Annotated in this window: 14 protein-coding genes; 9 read left to right on the forward strand and 5 right to left on the reverse strand. The window is 71.0% G+C overall.

Annotated features, from left to right (window positions below; translation table 11 throughout):
* Window positions 1–53: 53 nt before the first annotated feature.
* Window positions 54–377, reverse strand: coding sequence for a hypothetical protein (locus YIM_RS14055; RefSeq protein ID WP_153030792.1), 324 nt, complete (start codon window positions 375–377; stop codon window positions 54–56).
* A 100-nt stretch (window positions 378–477) separates the two neighbouring features.
* On the opposite strand from YIM_RS14055, the gene YIM_RS14060 reads away from it, so the two are divergent.
* Window positions 478–1,503 (forward strand): 6-phosphofructokinase, encoded by a 1,026-nt coding sequence (locus YIM_RS14060; protein ID WP_153030793.1) that lies wholly within the window; start codon window positions 478–480, stop codon window positions 1,501–1,503.
* 68 nt (window positions 1,504–1,571) lie between these two features.
* On the opposite strand, the gene YIM_RS14065 is transcribed toward YIM_RS14060, so the two are convergent.
* On the reverse strand, window positions 1,572–3,014 hold the full coding sequence (locus YIM_RS14065) for an aromatic amino acid ammonia-lyase (RefSeq protein ID WP_153030794.1): 1,443 nt from the start codon (window positions 3,012–3,014) through the stop codon (window positions 1,572–1,574).
* A 204-nt stretch (window positions 3,015–3,218) separates the two neighbouring features.
* Between YIM_RS14065 and YIM_RS14070 the strand changes: the two genes are divergently transcribed.
* Both YIM_RS14070 and YIM_RS14075 read left to right on the forward strand, forming a co-directional pair.
* On the forward strand, window positions 3,219–4,469 hold the full coding sequence (locus YIM_RS14070; protein WP_194240143.1) for a glycoside hydrolase family 18 protein: 1,251 nt from the start codon (window positions 3,219–3,221) through the stop codon (window positions 4,467–4,469).
* Between the two features lie 81 nt (window positions 4,470–4,550).
* The gene (locus YIM_RS14075; RefSeq protein WP_153030795.1) at window positions 4,551–5,216 is read left to right on the forward strand and encodes a DUF2461 domain-containing protein; all 666 of its coding nucleotides are present in this window, start codon (window positions 4,551–4,553) and stop codon (window positions 5,214–5,216) included.
* Here the strand turns inward: YIM_RS14075 and YIM_RS14080 are convergent.
* Window positions 5,194–6,306: a hypothetical protein gene (locus YIM_RS14080; protein WP_153030796.1), complete on the reverse strand. Its 1,113-nt coding sequence runs from the start codon at window positions 6,304–6,306 to the stop codon at window positions 5,194–5,196. The two genes, YIM_RS14075 and YIM_RS14080, sit on opposite strands and share 23 nt — an antisense overlap.
* 110 nt (window positions 6,307–6,416) lie before the next feature.
* Between YIM_RS14080 and pyk the strand changes: the two genes are divergently transcribed.
* The 6 genes from pyk to YIM_RS14110 all read left to right on the forward strand — a co-directional run bounded on the left by pyk (window position 6,417) and on the right by YIM_RS14110 (window position 13,942).
* On the forward strand, window positions 6,417–7,841 hold the full coding sequence (gene pyk / locus YIM_RS14085) for a pyruvate kinase (protein WP_153030797.1): 1,425 nt from the start codon (window positions 6,417–6,419) through the stop codon (window positions 7,839–7,841).
* A 42-nt stretch (window positions 7,842–7,883) separates the two neighbouring features.
* A complete protein-coding gene (gene tesB / locus YIM_RS14090; protein ID WP_153030798.1) occupies window positions 7,884–8,789 on the forward strand; it encodes an acyl-CoA thioesterase II in 906 nt (301 codons plus the stop codon).
* 654 nt (window positions 8,790–9,443) lie between these two features.
* Window positions 9,444–10,307, forward strand: a complete 864-nt coding sequence (locus tag YIM_RS14095) for a helix-turn-helix transcriptional regulator (protein ID WP_153030799.1) — start codon at window positions 9,444–9,446, stop codon at window positions 10,305–10,307.
* A gap of 12 nt (window positions 10,308–10,319) precedes the next feature.
* Entirely contained in the window at window positions 10,320–10,526 is a 207-nt protein-coding gene (locus YIM_RS14100) for a DUF397 domain-containing protein (protein WP_153030800.1), read from the forward strand.
* Window positions 10,527–10,685: 159 nt separating this feature from the next.
* The gene (locus YIM_RS14105) at window positions 10,686–10,871 is read left to right on the forward strand and encodes a hypothetical protein (protein WP_153030801.1); all 186 of its coding nucleotides are present in this window, start codon (window positions 10,686–10,688) and stop codon (window positions 10,869–10,871) included.
* Between the two features lie 68 nt (window positions 10,872–10,939).
* Entirely contained in the window at window positions 10,940–13,942 is a 3,003-nt protein-coding gene (locus tag YIM_RS14110; protein WP_153030802.1) for a helix-turn-helix transcriptional regulator, read from the forward strand.
* Window positions 13,943–14,025: 83 nt separating this feature from the next.
* On the opposite strand, the gene YIM_RS14115 is transcribed toward YIM_RS14110, so the two are convergent.
* Window positions 14,026–14,877: a carbon-nitrogen hydrolase family protein gene (locus tag YIM_RS14115; RefSeq protein WP_153030803.1), complete on the reverse strand. Its 852-nt coding sequence runs from the start codon at window positions 14,875–14,877 to the stop codon at window positions 14,026–14,028.
* Window positions 14,877–15,275, reverse strand: a complete 399-nt coding sequence (locus YIM_RS14120) for a RidA family protein (RefSeq protein WP_153030804.1) — start codon at window positions 15,273–15,275, stop codon at window positions 14,877–14,879. The genes YIM_RS14115 and YIM_RS14120 overlap by 1 nt, the downstream gene beginning before the upstream one ends.
* Window positions 15,276–15,295: the final 20 nt, after the last annotated feature.

The following is a 15,295-nucleotide window of genomic DNA, read 5'->3' on the forward strand; positions in this document are numbered from 1 at the left end:
CTGCTAAACCAAAAATACGAGCGCTGCACGCCGCGAAGGTAGCACAGACCGGTTCAGCGCCCGATGAACAACCACGCCACCACCGCCGCGACCAGCGCGCCGGTGGCGACCGCGGCCGGGAGTCGCCGTGGTGCGCGCCGGACGAGCGGGGTCACCGCGGCCACCGCCGTGACGATGAACAACAGGCCAACAATGCCGAAACCGATCGGAACGCCGAAGCCGTCGTCGGTCAGCGTGGAATCGCGGTCGACCCAGCCCAGTTCCCCGGCGAGCACCTGTCCCATCAGCACCACGAACGGCCCGGCCAGGCCCGCGACGGCACCGGCCGCGGCACTCGCGGCGAGCAGGGCGGGCCAACCGGCCCGAGTACGCGACATGGTCTAGACCATATCTGCTGCACCGATCAAGTCCGCTACCGCTACGCTAGCGCCGGATGTGTGACCCAAGACAAAGCAGGCAAGCGGAGGTCTGAGTCTGATGCGAGTCGGTGTGCTGACCGGTGGCGGCGACTGCCCCGGGCTGAACGCGGTGATCCGGGCGGTGGTCCGCAAGGGCATCGAGGTCCATGGCTGGGAGATCGTCGGATTCCGGAGCGGCTGGCAGGGCCCGATGACCGGCAACAGCAGGCCGCTGGGCCTCGACGACGTCGAGGAGATCCTGACCAGGGGCGGCACCATTCTCGGGTCCTCGCGGACCAACCCGTACAAGACCGAGGGCGGCGTCGAGCAGATCCGCGGCGTGCTCGCCGAGCAGGGCGTGGACGCGCTGATCGCGATCGGCGGCGAGGACACCCTCGGCGTGGCGAAGAAGCTGACCGACGACGGCATCGGCGTGGTCGGCGTGCCCAAGACCATCGACAACGACCTCGGCGCCACCGACTACACCTTCGGCTTCGACACCGCGGTGCACATCGCCACCGAGTCGATCGACCGGCTGCGCACCACCGCCGAATCGCACCACCGCGCGCTGGTGGTCGAGGTGATGGGGCGGCACGCGGGCTGGATCGCGCTGCACTCCGGCCTGGCCGGCGGCGCGAACGTGATCCTGGTGCCGGAGCGGCCGTTCTCGGTGGAGAAGGTCGTCGAGTGGGTGGAGCGGCGCTTCGAGCGCCAGTTCGCGCCGATCATCGTGGTCGCCGAGGGCGCCATGCCCGAGGGCGGCGCCGAGGTGCTGCACTCGGGGGAGAAGGACGCGTTCGGGCACGTGCGGCTCGGCGGGGTCGGCACCTGGCTGGCCGAGGAGATCGCGCAGCGCACCGGCAAGGAGTCGCGCGCGGTGGTGCTCGGGCACACCCAGCGCGGTGGCATCCCGACCGCCTACGACCGCGTGCTCGCCACCCGGTTCGGCCTGCGGGCCGTGGACGCGGTGGCCGACGGGGACTTCGGCGTGATGGTGGCGCTCAAGGGCACCGACATCGTGCGCGTGAAGCTCGCCGAGGCGACGGCCGAGCTGAAGACCGTGCCCGCCTCCCGCTACGAGGAAGCCGAAGTCTTCTTCGGCTGAGCCTGAGGCTCATCGGTGACGAATGTGGCTTTCGCGGAACGACGCGGAAGCCACATTCGTGACACCGATCAGATGAGGGCCAGCGAGTCCAGCACCGTCGCCGCGGCCGCGATGTCTTCGGTGAGCGGCCGGTCCGCGGTGCTCGGGTCGAGTACCGCGCCCGCCTGGTCGAAGGCCGCGCGCACCGGGATGTCCACCAGGTCCGCCCGGCGCATGCGCAGTGCCCGCACCGCCGCGACGAGTTCACACGCCAGCAGCTGCCGGTAGGCCCGGCAGGCGGCGGTGGTCGCCCGCGCGGCCTGGGTGGAGAAGCTCGCGTGGTCCTCCAGCCCCCGCGAGACGACCGCGCTGCCCAGCGTCACCGGCAGCGCCGCCTGCCGCAGTTCGGTCAGCGCGTCGTGCGCGACGTACTCCAGGATCATCACGCCGGAGCTGCCCGCCGGGCCGTCGGCGAGGAACGGCCGCAGGCCGGTGAAGTCCGGTTCGACCAGATCGCCCAGCCGCGCCGCCGACAGCTCGGCCACCTGGTGCACGGTCGCCCGCGCCTGGTCCAGCGCCGACGAGACGTACGCCGTGTGGAAGTGCGCGTGGTGGTAGGCGTCGCCCTCCGGCACGCAGATCATCGGGTTCTCGGTACCGGCGTTGATCTCGATCGCCAGCACGTTCCGCAGGTGGTGCAGCGCGTCCAGCGCGGGCCCCTGCACCTGGGGAAAGGCACGCAGCCCGAACGGGTCCTGGATCCGGCGGCCCGGCGCGGGCGTGCTCTCCATGCCGAGCAGGCGGCGCAGGTCGGCGGCGCACGCGATCTGACCGGCGTGCGGCCGCGCTTCGTGCACCGCCGTCGCGTACGCCTCGGGATTGCCGTCGAGCGCGACGTAGGTCAGCGCGGTGACCGCGTGGCTGGCCTTGGTCAGCGTGTCCAGCTCGAGGGTGGCCAGCACCGCTTCGGCCAGGGTGGCGGCGTTGCTGCTCATGAACGCCAGCGCGTCACCCGCCTGCACGGCCACCGGCGACACCCCGCCGTGGCGCCACGGGCGCTCCCCGGCCAGCGCGAGCCCGGTTTCCGCCAAGGGCGCCAGGTCGCCGGTGCCGATCGCGCCGAGCCGGTGCACCACCGGCAGCGCGCCCGCCCGCAGCGCGCTCGCCAGCGCCTCGATCAGGCCGGTGCCGATGCCCGACCGGGCGGCCAGCAACTGGTTCAGCCGGATCAGCATCATCGCGCGCACCTGCCCGTCCGGCATCAGCTCACCGCTGCCGCCGGCGTGGCTGCGCAGCAGGCGCAGGCCGTGGTCGGTGGAGTGCTCCCCGGCCACCGTGTCGTCCTTGTTCGCGCCGACGCCGGTGGTGCGGCCGTAGACCACGCGCCGCGTGCTCAGCTCCTCGGCCAGTTCCCACGCGCGCCCGGCCGCCGCCAGCGCGCCCGGCTCGACCTCGACGTCCAGCACGCCCTCGGTACTCGCCACCGCCACGACGTCACCGCAGCGCAGCGTCCGCCCGTCCACCTTGACCAACCCGATCTCCTTTCCGCCGTCTGGCGCACAGCGTGCCGCTAGGCCGATCCAGTGCACGCGGCGGGCCGCCCGGTGACGGCCGGTAGCCGGCCCCGGCAACTCAGCGAACCGTGGTCTGAACCATTGACGGATTGGTCTAGACCCATTTAGCGTGAGCGGATCGAGCGGTGCACCGTGGCACCGCCGGGCTCACGGAGGACACCGATGTTCTCATCGCGCAGACGGAGATGGCTGGGTGCGGGCGGCGTGCTCGCCGCCGCACTGATGGCGATCGCGGTCGTGGCTCCGGCCTCGGCCAAGGCACCGGCGCAGGCACAGGCACCTGCCGCCGACGCCGGGATCGCCGCGCACGGCAAGACGCTCGGCTACTTCGCCCAGTGGGGCGTCTACGGCCGGAACTACCACGTCAAGAACATCCACACCTCGGGGTCGGCGGCCAAGCTGACCCACATCAACTACGCCTTCGGCAACGTGGTCAACGGCCAGTGCGTGCTCGGCGACACCTACGCCGACTACGACCGGTTCTACGGCGCCGCCGAGAGCGTCGACGGGATCGCCGACACCTGGGACAACGGCGCGCTCCGCGGCAACTTCGGCCAGCTGAAGCGGCTGAAGAAGATGTACCCGAACCTCAAGGTGCTGTTCTCCTTCGGCGGCTGGACCTGGTCCGGCGGCTTCGGGCAGGCCGCGCAGAACCCCGCCGCGTTCGCGAACTCCTGCTACAACCTGCTGAACGACCCGCGCTGGGCCGGGGTGTTCGACGGCATCGACATCGACTGGGAGTACCCCAACGCCTGCGGCCTGACCTGCGACACCAGCGGGCCCGCCGCGCTGAAGAACCTGGCGTCGGCGTTGCGCTCGAAGTTCGGCTCGAAGCTGGTCACCGCGGCCATCACCGGTGACGGTTCGGCGGGCGGCAAGGTGGACGCGGCCGACTACGGCGGCGCCGCGCAGTTCTTCGACTGGTACAACGTGATGACCTACGACTACTTCGGCGCGTGGGCGGCGCAGGGGCCGACGGCACCGCATTCGCCGCTGAACGCCTACAACGGCATCCCCGCCGCCGGGTTCAACTCCGACGCGGTCATCCAGAAGCTCAAGGGCAAGGGCGTTCCGGCGAGCAAACTGCTGCTGGGTCTCGGTTTCTACGGTCGCGGCTGGACCGGCGTGACGCAGGACGCCCCGGGTGGCACCGCGACCGGACCGGCACCAGGCACCTACGAGCAGGGCATCGAGGACTACAAGGTGCTCAAGTCCAAGTGCCCGGCGACCGGCACCGTGGCGGGCACCGCCTACGCCAAGTGCGGCAGCCAGTGGTGGAGCTACGACACCCCGGCCACGATCAAGGGCAAGGTCGGTTACGCCCGCGCACAGGGCCTCGGCGGCACGTTCTTCTGGGAACTCTCGGGTGACACCACGAATGGCGAACTGATCAGCGCCATCCAGAGCGGCTAGCAGTGGCGGTAGCCGAGAGGCGGGCGGGGAAACCGAGTTCCCCGCCCGCTTTCTGTCGTGGCTACCGATTATGGTGCGCTGGTGACGTTCACGGGCTTCGGCGAATACGCGATCGACTTCTACGACGGACTGGTGGTCGACAACTCGAAGCCGTACTGGGAGGACAACGTCCGCACCTACCGCGAGGACGTGCGCGCGCCGATGGAGGCGCTGCTGGCCGAGCTGGACGCGGAGTTCTCCGACGGTTTCGGCAAGGGCAAGGTCTTCCGGCCGCACCGCGACGTGCGCTTCGCCAAGGACAAGCGCCCCTACAAGACGCACTGCGGCGGGGTGATCGAGCAGGGCCGCGGCGGGGGCGCGTACTACGTCGAGGTCAGCTCGGCCGGGCTGCGCGTCGGCGGCGGCTGCTTCCACCTGGCCACCGACCAGCTGGCGAACTACCGCCGCGCGGTGGACACCGAGCCGCACGGTCCCGAGCTGGAGCGCATCCTGGCCAAGCTGCGCAAGCAGGGCTGGGAGATCAAGGGTGACGCGCTGAAGACCAAACCACGCGGCTACGACGCCGACCACCCGCGCATCGACCTGCTGCGGCACAAGTCGCTCTACGCGGTGAAGCTCTGGGAGCCGGACGACACCCTGCACGAACGCGGCTGCCTCGACCGGGTCCGCAAGTCGTGGCGGCAGGTGCGCGCGTTCAACGAATGGGCCCGCGACCACGTCGGCGTCAGTGAGCTGCCCCGCCGCTGAGCCACAGCTTTTCGCCGGTGGACAGCAGGATCCGGGTGCCGAGCGGGACGGCGGCGGCCTGAGTGGCCGGTTCCGGCAGCGGCAGTTCGGTGCCGCAGCCGGTCCACAAGCGAGCGTGCCCGCCGAGTTCGCCGGTGGTGAGCACGTGCTCACCGTCGAAGGCGAGTCCGGTGATTTCGGGCAGCTGCGCGGGATCGAGGGCCGGACCGCCGGTCAGCGACCAGGTCCCGGTGGAAGCCGAGTGCCAGCAAGCGAGGTGCTGCGGCCCGGAGTTCGATCGGGACAGTCCGGCCGCGACGCAGGCCGACGCCGTGCAGGCGATCCGGGTGGCGCTGACGTCGCCCGAATCGGCGGGGCGGGGGAGACCGGTGCGCTGCCAGTCGCGTCCGTTGCCTGAGGTCCAGACCAGTGGGGAGTACCGCCGGTCGGCGCGCACGTCGCCGACCGCGGTGAATCCCGGCCCGCCCGCGGCCACGCCGAGCGCGCGGGTCGGCGCGCCGGGCGAGCTGAGCAGCGCCTCCGCCTCGTCGAGCCGGGACCACGCCTGACCGCCGGGCGAGGTCCAGATCGCCGCGCCGGCCCCGGCGGACGGGTGTTCCCACTGCCCGGAGAGCACCGATGCCGATGACGTGGTCGCGGTGCCGTTCACCGCCATCGCGCGCGGACCGCCGAGCAGCTCGAACGGCTGCGGGTGGTCGGTCAGCCCGGCCGCGTCGCCGGACCAGATGGTCAGCCGCGCGTTGCCGTGCGCCCCGCCGTACGCGCGGCCGAGCGCGAGCAGCCTGCCGCCGCCCGCCGACGGCTCGACCAGCTCGGCCTGCGCGCCGTAGCCGCCACCGGTGTGCAGCGGCAGCGCGCGCCAGCCCGACTCCGGGGTGCCGAGCCAGGCCGCGGGGGCGCGGCCGTCCGGGCCCGGGACCGAGCCGGTGAGCAGGATCTCTTCACCCGATCCGGTGAGACCGAGCACATGTGCCCCGGGTGACGGCGGGGCGAGCTCCGACCACGGCGAAGGCGGGGGAGGCGGTGGAGCGGGAGCCGGTGCGCAGGCCACCAGTGCGCCGGTGAGCAGGACCGAGATGGCCTTGGGCACCGTCGGAGCATACAAAGGGTTACTACCGAGCGAACACGGAAAGAAACAGGTTGAATCGGTCTCGGGATCGGTAAAGACGTGAGCGCTCAGAGGGTCTACGCTGTCTGAACGTGAGCCGACGCGCGAAGATCGTTTGTACCCTTGGCCCCGCTACCGCCAGCCCGGAGAAGGTGCGGGCCCTCGTCGACGCCGGAATGGACGTCGCGAGAATGAACTTCAGCCACGGTAGCCACGGCGACCACAAGGAGGTCTACGACGTCGTCCGAGCGGCGGCGGCGGAGACCGGGCGCGCCGTCGGCATCCTCGCCGACCTGCAGGGCCCGAAGATCCGGCTGGGCACCTTCGCCAGCGGTCCGGTCGAGTGGCGCAACGGCGACATCGTGCGGATCACCGTGGAGGACGTGGCAGGCACCCACGAGCGCGTCTCCACCACCTACAAGGGCCTCGCGAACGACGCCAAGCCCGGCGACCGCCTGCTGGTCGACGACGGCAAGGTCGGCCTGGTGGTCAAGGAGGTCGACGGCCAGGACGTGGTCTGCGAGGTCACCGAGGGCGGCCCGGTCAGCAACAACAAGGGCGTCTCGCTGCCCGGCATGGACGTGTCCGTGCCCGCCATGTCCGAGAAGGACATCGAGGACCTCGAGTTCGCGATGGAACTGGGCGTGGACTTCGTCGCGCTGTCGTTCGTCCGCTCGCCCGCCGACATCGACCTGGTGCACCAGGTGATGGACCGGGTCGGCAAGGGCCGGGTCCCGGTGATCGCCAAGCTGGAGAAGCCCGAGGCGGTCTACAACCTCGAAGCCATCGTGCTGGCCTTCGACGGGGTCATGGTGGCCCGCGGTGACCTGGGCGTGGAACTGCCGCTGGAGCAGGTCCCGCTGGTGCAGAAGCGCGCCATCCAGATCGCCCGCGAGAACGCCAAGCCGGTGATCGTGGCCACCCAGATGCTCGACTCGATGATCAGCAACTCCCGGCCGACCCGCGCCGAGGCCTCCGACGTGGCCAACGCGGTGCTCGACGGCACCGACGCGGTGATGCTCTCCGGCGAGACCAGCGTCGGCCGCTACCCGGTCGAGTCGGTGGAGACCATGGCCAGGATCATCCAGGCGGTGGAGACCGACTCGCCGCAGGTCCCGCCGCTGAGCCACGTGCCGCGGACCAAGCGCGGCGTGATCTCCTACGCCGCCCGTGACATCGGCGAGCGGCTCAACGCCAAGGCGCTGGTCGCCTTCACCCAGTCCGGCGACACCGTGCGTCGGCTGGCCCGGCTGCACACCCGGCTGCCGCTGCTGGCCTTCACCCCGGAGGAGAGCGTGCGCAGCCAGCTCGCGCTGACCTGGGGCACCGCCACCCGGATCGTGCCGAAGGTGGGCTCCACCGACCAGATGATCCAGCAGGTCGACCACGCCATGGTCGAGATGGACCGCTACCAGCAGGGCGACCTGGTGGTGATCGTGGCCGGTTCCCCGCCGGGCACGGTCGGCTCGACCAACCTGATCCGGGTGCACCGCCTCGGTGAAGACGATCACGCCTGAGCGCATCCCGGATGTGCGCTTTGCCGGGATAGGGTTTCCGGCATGACTGAGGTCGCCCGAGCCGCCGCCACCGAGCTGGACTCCGCTGCCGGCCAGGGCGGCCAGGTGGTGCTCGACCGCCTGGTTTCCCTGCTCGACCTGGAGCGGATCGAGGAGAACATCTTCCGCGGCGTCAGCCCGCCGCACTCGCCGGTGCGGGTGTTCGGCGGGCAGGTGGCCGGGCAGGCGCTGGTCGCCGCCGGGCGCACGGTGCCGCCGGAGCGCACGGTGCACTCGCTGCACGCCTACTTCATCCGCGGTGGCGACCCGCGGGTGCCGATCGTCTACGAGGTCGACCGCATCCGCGACGGCCGGTCGTTCACCACCCGCCGGGTGGTCGCGGTACAGCACGGCAAGGCCATCTTCGCGTTGTCCGCCTCCTTCCAGAAGGAGGAGCCGGGCATCGAGCACGCCGACGAGATGCCCGACGTGCCCGCGCCCGAGACGCTGCCGACCGTGCAGGAGCGGATCGAGGGTTACCCCGCGCTGGAAGGGCTGCACAGCCGTCCGCGGCCGATCGACCTGCGTTACGTCAACGACCCGCCGTGGGTGACCCGCGGCACCGGCACCCCGGCCACCCGCAACCAGGTGTGGATGCGGGCCGACGGCACGCTGCCCGACGACCAGCTGCTGCACGTCTGCGTGCTGGCCTACGCGTCGGACATGACGCTGCTGGACTCCCCGCTGGCCCGCCACGGCGCCTACTGGGAGCTGGACAAGGTGCTCGGCGCCAGCCTCGACCACGCGATGTGGTTCCACCGCCCGTTCCGGGCCGACGAGTGGTTCCTCTACGACACCGAGTCGCCGTCCGCCTCGAACGCCCGCGCGCTGGCCACCGGCCGCTTCTTCGCCGCCGACGGCACGCTCATCGCCACCGTGGTCCAGGAGGGCCTGCTGCGCGTGCTGTGAGCGGGTGTGTCCTTCCCGGACCGGACCAGGTCCAGGATGGACAGCGCCGCCGGCCCCTTACTCGCCCGCGGCCCGGCGCCTGCGGTGCTTCCGGCGTTGCGCCGGGTGGGTGATTTCCGCCGGGAGCCCGTCGCCGAGCGCCAGCCGCGCTGCCACGTAAGCGCGGCACGGCACGGATGGGTGACGATTTCGCCACTGTCGCCAGCGCCGCCCGCGGCACGCCACACAGCGTCCCCTGGCGTCCGTCCGGTGCTCCGCGAGCACCGCGCGCAATGCTTCGGCCAGAACCGGGATTTCGTGGCGTGCTACCCACGCGGCGACTTGCGTGTCGTGGGTGGCCGCCGAACGGGTGAGGTCGGCCAGCCTTCGTTCCACAATGGCGGCTAATGGGTTCACGATGTTCAGCTCAGGGTGACCCACGCGCACACCCGCTCCTCCCCGGAAGTGGACCTCTCCGAATTTGCCCGATGTACTGGCTCCCGGCCGGAAAATGGAGCACACTGCGAGCGTACAACGGCAATGTGCAATTTGCAGTCCACCATCTGGGGACGCGGGCGAAATTGAAGTAGTCAATTCATCACGGCGAGTCTGGGCGGCTGGTTAGATATGGCATCAGGGACATCGGCAAGCGAGCAGCACAGCGGAGGTGGGGCAGTGGCGCGAGGGCAGGGGCCGACAGTGCGCCGCCGGCGGCTGGCCGGAGAACTGCGCCGGCTCCGTGAGGCCGCCGAGCTGACCATCGACGAGGTCGGCGAGAAGCTCGAGTGCTCCGCCTCGAAGATCAGCCGCATCGAGACCGGGCACGTCGGCGTCACCCCGCGCGACGTCCGGGACATGCTGGAGCTGTACGGCCTGATGGGTGACGAGCGCGAGGCGCTGGTCCAGCTCGCCAGGGAGGCGCGCAAGCGCGGCTGGTGGCACGCCTACAACGAGGTCTTCACCGGCACCTTCGTCGGGCTGGAAGCCGACGCCAGCTCCCTGCGGGCCTACCAGGCGCTGCTGGTACCCGGCCTGCTGCAGACCGAGCGGTACGCGCGGACGGTGATTCGCGCACTGCGCCCGGACGCCGACGAGACCGAACTCAAGCGCCGTGTGGCGGCGCGGATGGCCCGCCAGGAACTGCTCACCGACCCGGCCCCGCCGGAGTACTGGGCGGTGATCGACGAGGCGGTGCTGCACCGGCGCGTCGGCGGGTGCGAAGTGATGGCGGAACAGGTTTCCCGGTTGCTCGAAGTCGCGCGACTGCCGCACGTGACACTCCAGGTGGTGCCGTTCGGCGCGGGTGCGCATCCGGGAATGGAGGGACCGTTTCTCATCCTCGGTTTTCCGGAGCAGGCAGATCCGGACGTGGTTTACGTCGACAGCACTTCCAGCGGCCTTTACCTGGAGATGCCGGATGATGTGCGCCGCTATACCCTCATGTTCGATCACCTGCGTGCCACTGCCTTGAAACCGGATGACTCGGTCGAACTGATCGCCGAGTCGGCCGAGCGGCTCGGTGCGGAGCAAGCAAAGTAAGGAGTGGGGACCATGTCCGAGAACCCTGTATTCCTGACCCGATGGCGCAAGAGCAGCCACAGCGGTGGCGGCAATGACTGCGTCGAAATCGCATTCACCCGAGACGGCGCGGCCGTCCGCGACTCGAAGGATGTCGAGGGCGGTCTGCTCTCCTTCAGCTCCCGGGGCTGGCAGGGGCTGCTGGACGCCACGCGCGCCGGCAGCCTCGACCCCAGCTGAGTCAGCCACTTCGGCCCCTTACACCCGTCGCGCAGGGGCAAGACGGGAGTAAGGGGCCGACGCATGTCCGGACTGCGTGATCGTCCGATGCACGGGCGGACCCCTCAGCACGACTCTGAGACTCGGCAGAAGAGACCGGGATCGACAGAGGAGCAGACCATGAGGACCGACTGGATGTGGGACGCCGTGCAGGCCGAGGTCGCCTACCGCAACGACGAGCTGTACCGCGCGGGCAGGCTGACCAGGGTGGTTCGCGGCAGCCGGGCGTTCCGCTGGATGAAGGGGAACAAGCCGCAGGTGCACATACCGAGGCAACGCGACGGGGAACACGACCGCGCCGCGTAGCAATGAGCGTCACAGCGGCTGAGCCACGAGCGAAAACCACCGGACTCCCGGACCGCGGGTAGGTAAGAATGCACATCGTGCCCCGTCTCGGATCCGGAATCCCGCTCGTCGCGCGGACCAGTGAAATGCGCCGGCTTCGTGCCGCGCTCGCCCGTGCCGAGCGCAACGAAGCCGGCGCCGTCCTGTTGTCGGGGGACGCGGGGGTCGGCAAGACCCGCGTGCTGACGGAGCTGGGGGAACACGCGGCCGGCCGGGGCGCGCTGGTGCTCACCGGCCGCTGCTTGGACGTCCGTGAGGGTGGCCTGCCCTACCTGCCCTTCGCCGAGGCGCTGACCCCGCTGGCCACCTCGGGGGACAGCGCGGTGGCCGACGCGCTCCGCGTGCGCCAGGCGCTCGGCAGGCTGCTGCCGCAGCTGGGCACCGTGCTGCCGCCGAGCGCGGAGCACACGCCGGTGTCCGCGAGCGACCACGAGACCAGGGGCCAGGTCCGGCCCGAGCGGGACCTCGGCCAGTTGCAGCTGTTCGACGCGGTGCTGGGCCTGCTCACCGAGCTGTCCGAGCGCACCCCGGTGGTGCTGCTGCTGGAGGACCTGCACTGGGCCGACGGCTCCACCCGCAACCTGTTCTCCTTCCTGCTGTCCCGGCTGCGCGCGCAGCGCCTGCTGGTGGTGGCCAGCTACCGCGAAGAGGACGTGCACCGGCGCCACCCGCTGCGGCCGGTGCTGTCCGAGCTGGTGCGGCTGGCCAGCGTGGAGCGGATCGAGCTGCCGCCGTTCGGGGAGGCCGATGCCCGCCAGTTCGTCACCGCGCTGGCCGAGGCGACGCTGTCCCCCGAGGTGATCTCCGGGGTGATCGAGCGGTCGCAGGGCAATCCGTTCTTCCTGGAGGAGCTGATCGCCTCCTGCGCGGACGAGGCGGATCTGCCGATCGGGCTGGCCGAGGTGCTGCTGTCCAGGGTGGAGCGGTTGTCCGCGGAGACGCGGCGGGTGCTGCGGCTGATCTCGGTGGCCAACGGCGGGGTCTCGCACGCCGTGCTCAACGATCTGTCCGGTTTGGACGAACTGGCACTGGACGAGGCGTTGCGCGAAGCCGTGCAGCACCACGTCCTGGTGGTGGACAAGAAGTTCTACCTGTTCCGGCACGCACTGCTGCGCGAGGCGGTCTACGGCGACCTGCTGCCGGGCGAGCGCACGCGGACCCACGCCCAGTACGCGGACCGCCTGCGCCGCAACCCGGAATCCCGTGGTGGTGACGCGTTGCTGGCCTACCACAGCCTGGAGAGCAACGACCTGCCGACCGCGCTGGCCGCGTCCAAGCGCGCGGCCGCGGAGGCCGACGGACTCGGCGCGCCGGCGTCCGCGCTCAAGCACATCGAGCAGGCGCTGGCGATCTGGGACGCGGTGCCGGAAAGCGAACGGCCCGAAGGGGTCGACGAGATCAAGCTGCTCACCGAGGCGTCCTACTTCGCCGGGACCTCGGGTGAGCCCGAGCGCGCGATCGCCTACGCCCGCAGCGCGGTCGAGGCGATCCACGACGGGGTGCCCGCCGAGCGCGCGGCCATGCTGTGGCGGCGGCTGGCGCAGGTGCTGGCCGTGCTGGACGGGTCGTGGGACGAGTCGGTGGAGGCGATCGCCAGGGCGTGGGAGCTGGTCGAGCACCTGCCTGCCTCGCGCACCCGCGCCTGGGTGCTCTCCACCAGGGCGATCATCCAGCGCGGTGAGGACAAGATCGCCGACGCGCTGTGGAGCGCGCAGAGCGCGGTGGCCGACGCCCGCGCGGTCGGCGCGGACGGCGCCGAGGCTGACGCGCTGGTCACGCTCGGCGCGCTCGCCGAGACCGAGGGACACATCGAAGAGGCCCGCGACCGGTTGCGCCAGGCGCAGCGCAAGGCGGCGCAGGCCGGGGCGCTCAACGTCCAGCTGCGGGCCCGCTACTTCCTCGCCTCCAGTTACGAAGAACTGTCCGAAATAGACAAAGCGCTCGCCGCCTACCGGGAGAGTTCCGACTACGCCAAGGAAAACGGGCTCACCTGGAGCTCGTTCGGCCTGGAGGCCCGTGCCCGGCACCTGTACCTGCGTTACGTCAGCGGTGACTGGCCGACCGAGGACGGGCGCCCGCACCGCGGGGTGTCCAGCGCGGTGGCGGCCAGGATGACCGCGTCCTGGGTGTACATCGTGGCCGCGCGGGGGCGGCTCGCCGAAGCGGAGAAGATGGTCGAGAGCCTGCGCTCCGAGTGGCGCACGGACATCCTGATCGCCATCGCGGGCGGGGCGGTGGGCATCGACATCGCGTACTGGCGCGGCGACCACAACGAGGCGGTGCGCCGCACCGAAGAGGTGATCCGGGAGCTGGAGGAGTTCGAGCCGTGGTTGCTCGGCGGGGTGCGCATGGTGGTGCTGGGCATGCGCTCCTGTTCGGCGCTGGCGGCGGCCGCGAGGGTGCGCGGGGACGCCGAGGCCGAGGCCGCGGCGGTGGCCAAGGGTGAGGAACTGCTGACGCACGGCCGTTCCTGCCTCGAACACGGCAAGCCACGGTCGGGCACGATGGGCCCGGAAGGCCGGGCCTGGCAGGCTCGGCTGGCGGCCGAGACCCCGGAACTGTACGGGCGGTTCGACCCGGCGGCCTGGGCGGAAGTGGTGGCCGAGTTCGGTTACGGCGCCGTCTACGAGCAGGCCATGGCGCGGCAGCGGTACGCGGCGGCGTTGCTGAGCACGGGCGAAGCCGCCGATGCCGAACTCGCGGCGGCGGAACTGCTGAAGGCGTACGAGGTTTCCGAGCGTCTCGGCGCGAAACCGCTCGGTGACAGCATTCGCGACCTCGCCCACCGCGCCCGCATCGAACTGCCAGGCCAGGCGCCGCGGCGCGACGTGGTCGACCCGCTGACCGAGCGTGAACGCGCGGTGCTGGAGCGGGTCGCGCTGGGCCGGACGAACCGGCAGGTCGGCGAAGAGCTGTACATCAGCGAGAAAACGGTGAGCGTGCACCTGTCCCGCGTGATGGCGAAGCTCGGCGCGAGCCGCCGAGCCGAAGCCGTCGCCATCGCCAAGGACCGAGGCTTGCTCAGCGCGTAGAGAATGTCCTGCCGTGTTTGCGTGACGGTGCGGGTGGCGGGTTGGCGGCCCACAGCAAGCGGCTCCGCCGCTCAGGAAACTACCTAATCCCGGTGGAAGGTGACGCCGGGACGCGGGGTTTCGTCCACCGACAGGGAAAACACGTCCGGCCGGGCGTAGTGACCGGACACGTCGAGTTCGGCGCGTGAGGCGATCGTCTCGTCCGGGTCGATCTTCGCGGTGACGAGGCCCTCGGCATCCAGCAGCGGGCCCGCCAGCACGTCACCGGACGGCCCCGCGATCAGGCTGCCCCCGGCGAAGGGATCGTCCCCTTCGGACTCGTACGGGCAGGCGCTGACCACGAAGCAGCGCCCCTCGGCGGCGATGTGCCGCATGGTCGAGCGCCAGACCTCGCGATCGTCCACCGTGGGCGCACACCAGACGCGAACACCCTTGGCGTACATGGCCGCGCGCAACAGCGGCAGGTAGTTCTCCCAGCACAACGCGGCCCCGGCGAGTCCGGCCGCGGTCGGCACCACCGGCAGCGTCGAGCCGTCACCCCGGCCCCACACCAGGCGTTCGCGCATGGTCGGCACCAGCTTGCGGTGCTTGCCCGCGTACCCGGTCACCGGGTCGAGGAAGACCGCCGTGCAGTACAAAGTGGACCCGTCGCGCTCGACCACGCCGACCACCAGCGTCGCCCCGGTGCGTGCCGACAACCCGGCCAGCGCCTCGATTTCCGGCCCCGGCACCTCGACGGCCTGCTCGAAGTACCGGGTGAAGCGCTCGCCGGTCAGCCCGGAGGCGGGATAACCACCGAGCGCGGCTTCGGGCAGCACGAGCAGGTCCGTGCCCGAAGCGCGGATTTCCGCCTCGTAGCCCAGAATCCGGTCCAGCGTGGTCCGGGTGTCCCGGCTCGCCGCGATCTGCAGCGCCGAGAGGGTGGCTTCGGGCATCAGTCGATCGCCGCGACGGCTTCGATCTCGATCAGCAGGTCCGGCCGGAACAAGCCCGCCACCTGGACCAGCGAACTGGTCGGCGGGCGCTCGGTGTCGACGAACTCGTCCCGCACCTCCCGCACCGTCGCCAGCGCCGACGTGTCGACCACGTAGAAGGTGAGCTTGAAGACGTCCTTCCAGGTCGCGCCCGCGGCGGCGAGGGCGGCGCCGACGTTGTGCATCGCCTGGCGGGCCTGGGCCGCCCAGTCCCCGGCGGGGGCGGCGGTGCCGTCCGCGGCGATGGGGACCTGACCGGACGTCCAGACCAGCCGGCCGCCCGGGCCGACGCCGGCCACGTGGCTGTACCCGTTGGGCTGGGGAAGCGTGTCCGGCGTGGAGAGCTGGATGTCGACCATGGCGGACATCCTATGAGCGC

The sequence above is a fragment of the Amycolatopsis sp. YIM 10 genome (assembly GCF_009429145.1).
GTDB lineage: Bacteria > Actinomycetota > Actinomycetes > Mycobacteriales > Pseudonocardiaceae > Amycolatopsis.

Excerpts from the sequence above, each read along its gene's own strand:
- YIM_RS14055 (WP_153030792.1), bottom strand. The coding sequence starts at position 377 with ATGTCGCGTACTCGGGCCGGTTGGCCCGCCCTGCTCGCCGCGAGTGCC.
- YIM_RS14060 (WP_153030793.1), top strand. The coding sequence starts at position 478 with ATGCGAGTCGGTGTGCTGACCGGTGGCGGCGACTGCCCCGGGCTGAAC.
- YIM_RS14070 (WP_194240143.1), top strand. The coding sequence starts at position 3,219 with ATGTTCTCATCGCGCAGACGGAGATGGCTGGGTGCGGGCGGCGTGCTC.
- tesB (WP_153030798.1), top strand. The coding sequence starts at position 7,884 with ATGACTGAGGTCGCCCGAGCCGCCGCCACCGAGCTGGACTCCGCTGCC.
- YIM_RS14100 (WP_153030800.1), top strand. The coding sequence starts at position 10,320 with ATGTCCGAGAACCCTGTATTCCTGACCCGATGGCGCAAGAGCAGCCAC.
- YIM_RS14105 (WP_153030801.1), top strand. The coding sequence starts at position 10,686 with ATGAGGACCGACTGGATGTGGGACGCCGTGCAGGCCGAGGTCGCCTAC.
- YIM_RS14110 (WP_153030802.1), top strand. The coding sequence starts at position 10,940 with ATGCACATCGTGCCCCGTCTCGGATCCGGAATCCCGCTCGTCGCGCGG.
- YIM_RS14115 (WP_153030803.1), bottom strand. The coding sequence starts at position 14,877 with ATGCCCGAAGCCACCCTCTCGGCGCTGCAGATCGCGGCGAGCCGGGAC.
- YIM_RS14120 (WP_153030804.1), bottom strand. The coding sequence starts at position 15,275 with ATGGTCGACATCCAGCTCTCCACGCCGGACACGCTTCCCCAGCCCAAC.